At 56.3% G+C, this 8,752-nt stretch carries 9 protein-coding genes and 1 pseudogene; 7 read left to right on the top strand and 3 right to left on the bottom strand.

The window, feature by feature from the left end:
- Positions 1–3 precede the first annotated feature (3 nt).
- Both recG and VAE55_RS17640 read right to left on the bottom strand, forming a co-directional pair.
- Positions 4–2,622, bottom strand: coding sequence for an ATP-dependent DNA helicase RecG (gene recG, locus VAE55_RS17635; protein WP_322817031.1), 2,619 nt, complete (start codon positions 2,620–2,622; stop codon positions 4–6).
- A complete protein-coding gene (locus tag VAE55_RS17640; RefSeq protein ID WP_322817032.1) occupies positions 2,619–3,473 on the bottom strand; it encodes a DegV family protein in 855 nt (284 codons plus the stop codon). The genes recG and VAE55_RS17640 overlap by 4 nt, the downstream gene beginning before the upstream one ends.
- Positions 3,474–3,576: 103 nt before the next feature.
- Between VAE55_RS17640 and rpmB the strand changes: the two genes are divergently transcribed.
- Complete coding sequence (gene rpmB, locus VAE55_RS17645; RefSeq protein WP_012256168.1) at positions 3,577–3,762, top strand: 50S ribosomal protein L28; 186 nt, start codon at positions 3,577–3,579, stop codon at positions 3,760–3,762.
- Here the strand turns inward: rpmB and VAE55_RS17650 are convergent.
- Positions 3,672–3,884 carry a hypothetical protein gene (locus tag VAE55_RS17650; protein WP_322817040.1) on the bottom strand — a complete coding sequence of 71 codons (213 nt, stop codon included), beginning with the start codon at positions 3,882–3,884 and terminating at the stop codon, positions 3,672–3,674. The two genes, rpmB and VAE55_RS17650, sit on opposite strands and share 91 nt — an antisense overlap.
- A gap of 172 nt (positions 3,885–4,056) precedes the next feature.
- On the opposite strand from VAE55_RS17650, the gene VAE55_RS17655 reads away from it, so the two are divergent.
- The 6 genes and pseudogenes from VAE55_RS17655 to VAE55_RS17680 form a co-directional block, all read left to right on the top strand.
- On the top strand, positions 4,057–5,127 hold the full coding sequence (locus VAE55_RS17655; protein WP_322817034.1) for an ATP-dependent 6-phosphofructokinase: 1,071 nt from the start codon (positions 4,057–4,059) through the stop codon (positions 5,125–5,127).
- A gap of 40 nt (positions 5,128–5,167) precedes the next feature.
- Positions 5,168–5,656 (top strand): SRPBCC family protein, encoded by a 489-nt coding sequence (locus tag VAE55_RS17660; protein WP_322817035.1) that lies wholly within the window; start codon positions 5,168–5,170, stop codon positions 5,654–5,656.
- Positions 5,613–5,858, top strand: coding sequence for a hypothetical protein (locus tag VAE55_RS17665; RefSeq protein WP_322817036.1), 246 nt, complete (start codon positions 5,613–5,615; stop codon positions 5,856–5,858). The genes VAE55_RS17660 and VAE55_RS17665 overlap by 44 nt, the downstream gene beginning before the upstream one ends.
- Positions 5,859–5,989: 131 nt before the next feature.
- Positions 5,990–6,784: a DUF6754 domain-containing protein gene (locus VAE55_RS17670; protein WP_322817037.1), complete on the top strand. Its 795-nt coding sequence runs from the start codon at positions 5,990–5,992 to the stop codon at positions 6,782–6,784.
- 4 nt (positions 6,785–6,788) lie between these two features.
- Positions 6,789–7,457 carry a hypothetical protein gene (locus VAE55_RS17675; RefSeq protein ID WP_322817038.1) on the top strand — a complete coding sequence of 223 codons (669 nt, stop codon included), beginning with the start codon at positions 6,789–6,791 and terminating at the stop codon, positions 7,455–7,457.
- Positions 7,458–7,486: 29 nt separating this feature from the next.
- Positions 7,487–8,752, top strand: a pseudogene (locus VAE55_RS17680) (hypothetical protein); the annotation flags it as partial.

Genomic DNA, 8,752 nt, shown 5'->3' on the forward strand with positions numbered 1-8,752 from the left:
GCTTCAACCGGACTGCGTCGCCGCAGCCCAAAAGTCATTCATTTTTCGCCGCAAAAGGTCATGTTCAGGACGCTTAAGTTCGGGATCATCGGCGAGAATGGCATCGGCCAATGCCCGTGCTTCGGCCAGCAGACGGGTATCGCCCTGTTGGGCCATCTTCAGATCGGGAGTGCCGCTCTGGCGCGTGCCGAAAAATTCACCCGGCCCGCGCAATTGTAAATCAATTTCGGCCAGCTTGAAGCCGTCGGTTGTTTGCTCAAGCGCCGCCAATCGCTCTTTTGACTGCTGATTATCGCTGTCGCTGATCAGGATGCAGTAACTCTGATGATGACCACGTCCGACACGCCCGCGAAACTGGTGCAATTGCGCCAGGCCGAACCGTTCGGCACCCTCAATAATAATCGTGGTGGCGTTCGGCACATCAATCCCGACCTCGATCACCGCAGTTGCGACCAGAATGTCGTACTGGTGATCGCGAAATGCCCGCATTACATCATCTTTCTCGCGGGCCGATAGTTTGCCGTGCAGCAATGCCACCCGCAAGTCGGGAAAGACTTCGTGCTGAAGGCGTTCATACATCTCTTCGGCTGAGGGCAGGTCAAGTTTTTCACTCTCTTCAACCAGCGGGCAGATAACATACACCTGGCGTCCTTCAGCGACCTGTTTCCGAATATGCCGGTAGACCTTCGTTCGCTCAGCCCGGCCCACCCGTTTTGTCCGAATCTCTTGTCGGCCCGGTGGACGCTCGTTGAGCACCGATACGTCCAGATCGCCGTAGATGGTCATCGTGAGTGTGCGCGGAATCGGGGTGGCGGTCATCACCAGCATATGCGGGTTGTAGCCTTTGTTCTTCAAGCGCAGACGTTGCTCTACCCCAAACCGATGCTGCTCATCAACCACCACCAGCCCTAGCTGAGCGAATTGCACCGTTTCGGTGATCAGGGCATGAGTTCCTACCACCAGGTCAATCTCGCCACGGGCAATCCCTTCCAGCACCCGCCGTCGCTCGCGTGTCCCCAGGCTGCCGGTAAGCAAAGCGACCCGTACTCCGTGCCCACCCATATCCTCTTCGGGCGACATGCCGAGAATGGAGACAATCTCAGCCAGTTGCGCTGCTTCTTCAGGATCGAGCAGTGATCGCCAATCGGCTTGCTGATACGCGGAAGAAGTGGCGGCTGTGGTAGCCTTACGTGGCACGCGCACCCGGCTGAGAAGCTGTTTCAGGTTTTTGGCGTGTTGCTCGGCCAGAATTTCAGTTGGCGCCATCAGTGCGCCTTGAAAACCATTGGCAACGGCCTGAAGTAGTGCGGCTGCGGCTACCACTGTTTTACCGCTGCCAACATCGCCTTGCAACAGGCGAGCCATTGGTGATGGACGACGGAGATCGTTGAAGATTTCCTCGATTGCCCGCTGTTGGGCAGAGGTCAATTGAAACGGCAACAGGCGTTGGAGTTCTGCGTGTGCCTGCGTATCGATAGTGAAGGCATAGCCCATTTCCTGCTGCCAGAGGCGCTTACGCTGCAACACACCGATCTGAATAAACAAAAATTCGTCGAATCCCAACCGGCGACGTGCCGCAGCCAGACTGGTATGGTCGGTCGGAAAATGGATTTGCGCCAGTGCTTCACCTAGCGGCATCAACCCGCTCTGCTGGAGGCGAGCAGGTGGCAGATGATCCTCGACCTGTGGGGCCATTGTATCAACCACTTGCTTGATGAAGCGACGCACCTGGTTCTCGTGCAAGCCCTGGGTTAGGGGATGGATCGGCACCAAGCGGCCGGTGTGTAAAAGTGCATCGGGATCAGGTGTATAACGTTCCCAGCGTGGACTACTAAACTGTCGCTTCCCGCCAAAGGTTGTCACTTTGCCACTGAGCGCAATCGTCTGCCCAACCCGAATCTGCTGCGCAATCCAGCGTTGATTGAAAAAGATCGCCTCGATTGATCCGGTCTCGTCGCTGACCTCGACCCGTACCCGCAATTTGGGGCCGGCGCCGATAGTGCGCACATCGGTCACCTCACCGATCACCGTTTCCTCGGCCCCGACCTGTAATTCGCTGATCGAACGCCGGTTCCTCACATCATCGTAGCGCCGGGGAAAGTGGTACAGCAGATCGCGAATAGTACGCACTCCCAGGCGCCGAAAACCACCGACCAGCCGCCAGTCGATGCCTGCGATCTGCTCAAGCGGTGCATCGAGGTTGAGTTCAGCTAGCGGGCGCTGGTCAACGTTAGCTGCTCGCTTGCGTGACTGACGGGCAGAAGTGTTGCGCTTAGTTACCGGTACGTGGCCGGCATTGGGTGCAGGATTGACTACCGGCGATGGCGGCACTGTTGTTTCAACCGGTGCAGTAGGGGCAGTGCGAAAGAGTGAGCGCAGAATTTCGATTGCCTCGGCCAACGCCTGATCCCGCTCGACCAGCGTCATGCCATCGTAGCCGACCAGACAACCAAGTGCACGTTGAACAGCGGGCAAACGTGCTGCACTCCCTGCCGCTGCACTCCACTGGTTGAGGTACGCCACCAGGCCATCGGTTGTCACCCGATCAGCGCATCCATCACGGCGCTCGGCGGCCAGTAGCCTGCCAAGCGCTATAACCTGCTGTCGCTCAGCCTCGGTCATGCCTCATCGAAACCTTCAAACGCGGTCACTGCCATTGCACCGGGACCGAGGCAGGCAGCAATTGCTGGTCCCATCCGCGACACCTGGACTCGATCACGGGAAAAGATGGGGTCTAGCTTCTCGATCAGTTTCTCGACATCTTCAGGCGTCGTCGCGTAGTGAATGATCACATCTTCAACGTGCGGAAAATCCTCGACAAAGGTAAACAGACCTTCTATCGCCTTCGCCCGTGTGCGCGTGCGCTCGTAAGGCACGATTTCACCCTCATCGAGAATCATCAACGGCTTAATCCGCTGTATCGAGCCAATCAGCGAACCACTAAAGGTAAGCAGTCCACTCTGCTCAAGGTACTCCATCGTATCGACGAAAAATGCCGTATGGGTATGGCGAATTGTTTGTCCGATCCGTTCGTTCACCTCAGCCGGTGTCATGCCATCACGAATAGCCCGCGCCGCTGCAATGACCACCGAGCCAAGCCCCATGCCGGCCAGCTTACTATCGATAATCTCGATCCGGGTACTCGACGCCGGTAAACGGGAACGTCCAGCCAGTGCTTCACTGTAAATCTCGCCGAGATGCCGGCTCAGGTGAATCGAAAAGACATAATCGTAGCGTCCTAACAGGCTGCGGTAGAGCTGCTCAAAGGTCGTTGCGTTTGGTCTAACGATCTCGACCCGCTGGTTACCACTGAAGAGCTGATCGTAGACCTGATCCTCACTGATGTCAATGCCAATCCGATACAGACGGTCATCGATACGTGCCAGCAGTGGCACCACTTCAATCTCAAGTTCGTGCGCAACCTCAAACGGAATGTCGCTTACGCCGTCGGTAATCACTTTCATTGTAGCCATGGTCTGCCCTGTCTTCCGGAGCGGTTTGCCAAAGCGAATGCAATATGGTATAGTCTCACAAAGTGTAACTGTTACAAAGATGTATCTTTCGGAGAGTAAACGTATGGCAACCTGTGAACTTTGCGGTAAAAAACCTTCATTTGGTCATAATGTCAGCTTCTCGAAGCGCCGCACGAACCGCATCTGGCGTCCCAACATTCAGAAGACGACATTGACGGTACCGGGCGGCCAGTCCGTCCAGGTTCGCATCTGCACCCGCTGCATGCGTACATTGGCGAAGACACGATAACACATTATCCGATCTTCACTACGAGAGGCCAGTGTCCGCCAGGGACGCTGGCCTCTTCGCTTTTTTTCATTATAGCCGATACGATGGTGGCACGCAAACAGTCTGGCAACGATGGCAATCACCAGTCAGGCACCTTGTTTTGGCTACGACCGGGTAATGCGCTGTCAGGTTAGGGCTTCTCGCATAGCTATCTGACAACCCGAAAAAACCAGTCTTTCACTCGCAAACATAGTTGCGAGTGGTATAATCTGTTTGTCGGGTTGAAACGATAACGCAAATCCAAAGGGGTAAGCCATGGCGAGCAAAAAGCAGCGGATCGGCGTGCTTACCAGTGGCGGTGACGCGCCAGGACTCAATGCCGTCATCCGTGCAGTCGTCAAGTCGGCGTCCGGTCTGGGTTGGGAAGTGATCGGTATTCACGATGGTTTTGAGGGTTTATTAGGGACAAAGAGCTACCGGGTACTTACCAATGCTGATGTACAGGGATTATTGCCGCGGGGTGGCACAATCCTGCGCACCACCAACAAGGGGCATTTTGGCCCACGCCGGAGCGATGAGCTGTCAGAGGCCGATCCGTATGTGCGTGCGGTAAAGGCGATTGAAGAGATGGGGCTGCGGGCCTTGATCACTATTGGTGGTGAGGGGACGCAGCGGATTGCTCTTGAACTGCATAAATTGGGTGCACCGGTGATCGGCGTACCGAAAACGATTGATAACGATCTTGCCGGAACTGATCGCACATTCGGTTTCGATACAGCGTTGCAGGTAGCAACCGACGCGATTGATCGGTTACACACCACTGCTGCCAGCCATAATCGCGTCATGGTGTTGGAAGTTATGGGCCGACATACCGGTTGGATTGCTCTCCACGCCGGTCTGGCTGGTGGTGCTGATGTCATCTTGATTCCGGAAATTCCATTTTCGATTGAGCGAGTCGCCGAGAAGATTATGGCGCGTGACCAGCAGGGTAGCTCGTTCAGCATCATCGTTGTGGCTGAAGGTGCCCGCCCTCGTGGTGGTAGCGAGATGTATATCGCAGAAGGCCGGTTGGGTGGAATTGGTCACTGGATTGGTGAACAGCTCGAAAAGCTGACCGCCAAAGAGGTTCGGGTTGTCGTTTTGGGACATTTACAGCGTGGTGGTTCGCCATCGCCTTATGATCGCTTGCTTTCGACCCGCTATGGTGCAGCAGCAGTGCAGGCGGCAGCTCGTGGCATCTATGGCGAAATGGTGGCTCTCCGCGGGCAAGACATTGTAACGGTGCCGTTGGCTGAAGCCTGTGGCTACCTGAATCGGGTACGTCCTCACAGCGACCTGGTGCTCTGTGCAAGGAGTTTGGGGATTGCCTTTGGCGATGAACTCTGATCACATGGTATGCTTAGCGACAGGATAAAGGTATGACGAGATGATCCGCTACGAGATCGCCGCAACGACTGTAACCACGGCACCGCCGGAGCGGGTGCTGGCGGTGCTTGATGATTTTGGCAACTGGCCGCGTTGGATGCCGTCGCTAGAGCGGGTGCGTATCGAGTTGCCTCCCAACGAGCATCCTCGCCAGGGGTATCGGTTTAAGTTGCACGGTCTACTCGTGCACGCCGATATGGAAGTGATTGATTATACGCCACTCAGTCGGGCAACCCGTTTTCGCATTAGCTTTCCACCATTTCAAGGTGTTAATCGCTGTCACCTAATCCCGCTAGGGGATGGTCGTTACCGTATCGAGCGTCTGGATCAGTTGGAGTTGCCCGATCTGGTGGCTCATCTCATCGATTCGACCCAGCGTAAACGCTTCGAGAAGCTGGCAATGGAATTTCTACAGGCTTTGCGTCGCGAAGTGGAGCAACCGCCCCATGCAACCGCTGCATCCGCTGCAACAACTGGCCGATCAGATTGAAAGAGCCGGTCTTAATGTGCCGGTCGCAATGCTTTTGCATATAGCAGCACCGTTCGATGTGGTCTGTAGTCAGATGGTACAGGCATTAGTGCCCCTGCTGCATGGAACCCGTTGGGCTGTCATTGCTGATACGCTCACTGTCCCCGATCATTGGCCGGCATTACGTGATTTGGTGCAGAGTCGTTTGCAGCGCGAAGACTAATCAACAGTATATCTTCAAAACTGATCACGGAAAATAATTGACAAACCCGATCTCGTGGGTTAAACTCAATAAGAAATTGGTCATTAGCCTGTAAAAGATTGCTTGTTGGCGGAAGGAAGGAACTGATATTCATGACCCTGCCGGCAATCTTCTTAATTGTTACACTGGTCTTCGTTGTCGCTCTGGTCTGGCTACATCATGCCCGTGCGCTCTCTGGTCGTTTACCGGAACGTCGCTCGTTGCCCGCCCTTGATATGCTACGCTCTGCTCTTGCGCGTAGTGCCGAAACTGGACGACCGGTTCATCTCTCGCCAGGGGCAAGCACCATTGGTGCCGGAGAAGGACAACGGTCCAGTACAGCCGAGCTGTTGGCCGGTCTGAGTATGATAGGCCAGGCCGCTAGTCAGGCTGCGGCTGGTGGGGCAGCGATTGAGGTTAGTTCGGCTGATGCGGTTGCCCATCTTGCCTTGCGTGGAGTGGTACGGCAGGCCTATCAAGCATTGGGGCAGTCTCAGTCGTTTGACCCGCGCCAGATTGAATTGTGGGCGCATGCTGATGCGATGGCATACGCGACTGCTGTTGCGGCACATTATCGGCAGGCGCAACTGGAAGCCAGTGTGCTCAGCGGGGCATTTGGGCAAGAGGTGTTGCTGGCGGCTGAAACCGGCGCTCAGCGGGCGATACCACAGGTGCTAGGCAGTACGCACCCATCGGCACTGGGATTGATGAGCATTACAACGCCGCACGTACTGGCCGGCGAAGAGCTGTACGCTGCTGAAGCACATCTCACGACTGCACCTGCCCCACAGGCCCGGTTACTTACTCACGATACACTGCGCACAATAGTCATCTGGCTCATGTTGATAGCTTTCGGATACGGTCTGATCCGGGTGGCATTTGGATGGCCGGCTTTACCGGGATGGTGAGGTAATGTCATCTCCGTTGCGCAATCCACGTCAGCTTATCACTGTGTTAATTGCTGGGGTCAGCGGCCTGATTGTGCTGCTCGATTTTGTCGGTGCTGGCCCGGCAGTAAGTGCGATAGCTGTCGTTTTGGTGCGCTGGGCAGCATTGGTAACAGCGATTGCGGTTGCAATTGGCGTGTTAAGTGTGTTTTTCGTTCATCTACGTCGTGCTCGTAGCCGATCAGCGGAGGCCGGGTATAGCCTTGTGCTTCTAGCTGGTATGATCGTGGTGATTGTGGCTGGAGTCTTCTACCCGACCCGTACTGCAACCGGTTTGTCGTTACCGACAACGCTGGCCGATCCACCGATCCGTACTGTTTTTCGTCTGATTTATGAACCGTTAGCCGCCAGTCTGTTAGCGCTGCTTTCGTTTTTTGTACTCAGTGCCATGCTGCGCACAATGCGTAGTGGCCGCATCGAGGCTGTGTTTGTGGTGGCTGTGGCGCTTATAGCTTTGATTATTCAGTTGCCACCATTAACTCTCGTGCCAATAATTGGGCAGACGGTGCAATGGGTGAATGACTATCTGGTTGTGGCTGGAGCGCGTGGTCTACTGCTTGGCTCTGCGATTGGGGCGCTGGTGGCCGGAGTCCGTCTGCTAATTGGTTTTGATATGCCGTATGCCGACCGTTGATACGGTTGGGTAGTGGCACCCGAATGTCTATGGAACACCTACCACCGTGGTTGCGTAATGTACCCTTGCCTCCACCTCCAACCGACGCCGCTGATGAGACGCCGGCCTGGTTGCGTGGTATTGATAGTTTTACCCCTCCAGCCCCGACGCCGGCAACAGGCCATCCGCCTGCCTGGCTTACTGAACCTGAACCAGTCTCTGAGGCGGTAGCCGAATCGGCCGGTGTGCCCGACTGGCTGGCCGAATTGCAAGCAGAAATTGCCGATCCGCTTGCTGATACCGGTTCCGCCGCTGAATGGTTGGGTGGTGTTGAGGCTGAACCGCCGGCTGAACGCCCTTCAACCTTTGGGGCCACCGGCTGGCTGCAAGGGTTGGGGGGTGAGACGTCGACTGGCCCGGCGACACCGTCTGAACCGCCACCAACGACGAGTTCGCGCCTGCGGATGCCGGTCGGCCCGACCGATTGGCTGCGCAGTATGGGCCATGAAGATGAGGTTGAGCCAGCTTCAGCAGAACAGTCGCCAGAACCGGCACCTCCTGATCCAAACGCCGGTGTTCCCGATTGGTTGCGTGAGTTGAGTGAAGAGGATGTCTCGCAGGAGTTAGCCACCCTGCCCCCAATAGAAACGACTCCTTCGGCTGAGGCGAAGGAGTCATCTGAACCGACTCCAACCGATTGGCTGGATGAGTTGACCAGACTGGCCTCAGAGGATTACTGGACGCGAGCCGGTGCTGCTAATGCTGAGACGGTTGTTGCAACCGATGTTCCTGATTGGCTCTCCTCTGATCGGCCACCGACTGTTGATCCTTCGGCACCGGCTCTACCGGCCTGGTTACAGGATGTTGCTGGTGATGAGCCACCTGCGGCACCAGGTTCGGTGCGCCTTGATTTACCTTCCTGGCTCCTCGAAGATGAGTCTTCACTATCGCCGACTTCACCTGCGATTACGCCTGATGCGCCAACGTTGCTGGCCGATAGTCGTGCTGTTGTCCCAGGGCAGGAAGGTGTCGATCTGTCTGATCCTTCGAGGTTGACGCCTGCCGGTTCTGAGCCTGAAGCCTCTGTTGACATCCCAACCTGGCTGCGCGAAGCCGAGGCACCTGCTGCCGATGAATGGCCGGCTGCCGCCAGTGATGCACCAGCCTGGCTGCAAGATGAAGCGGCGCCAGCAGAGCGAGAGGGTGACATACCAGCCTGGCTGCGCGAAGCTGAGGCACCCGCTGCCGATGAATGGTCGGCTGCCGCCGCCAGTGAAGCGCCGGCGTGGTTGCAAGAAGAAGCTGCCCCAGCGACG

The sequence above is a fragment of the Chloroflexus sp. genome, assembly GCF_034432675.1.
Taxonomy (GTDB): domain Bacteria; phylum Chloroflexota; class Chloroflexia; order Chloroflexales; family Chloroflexaceae; genus Chloroflexus.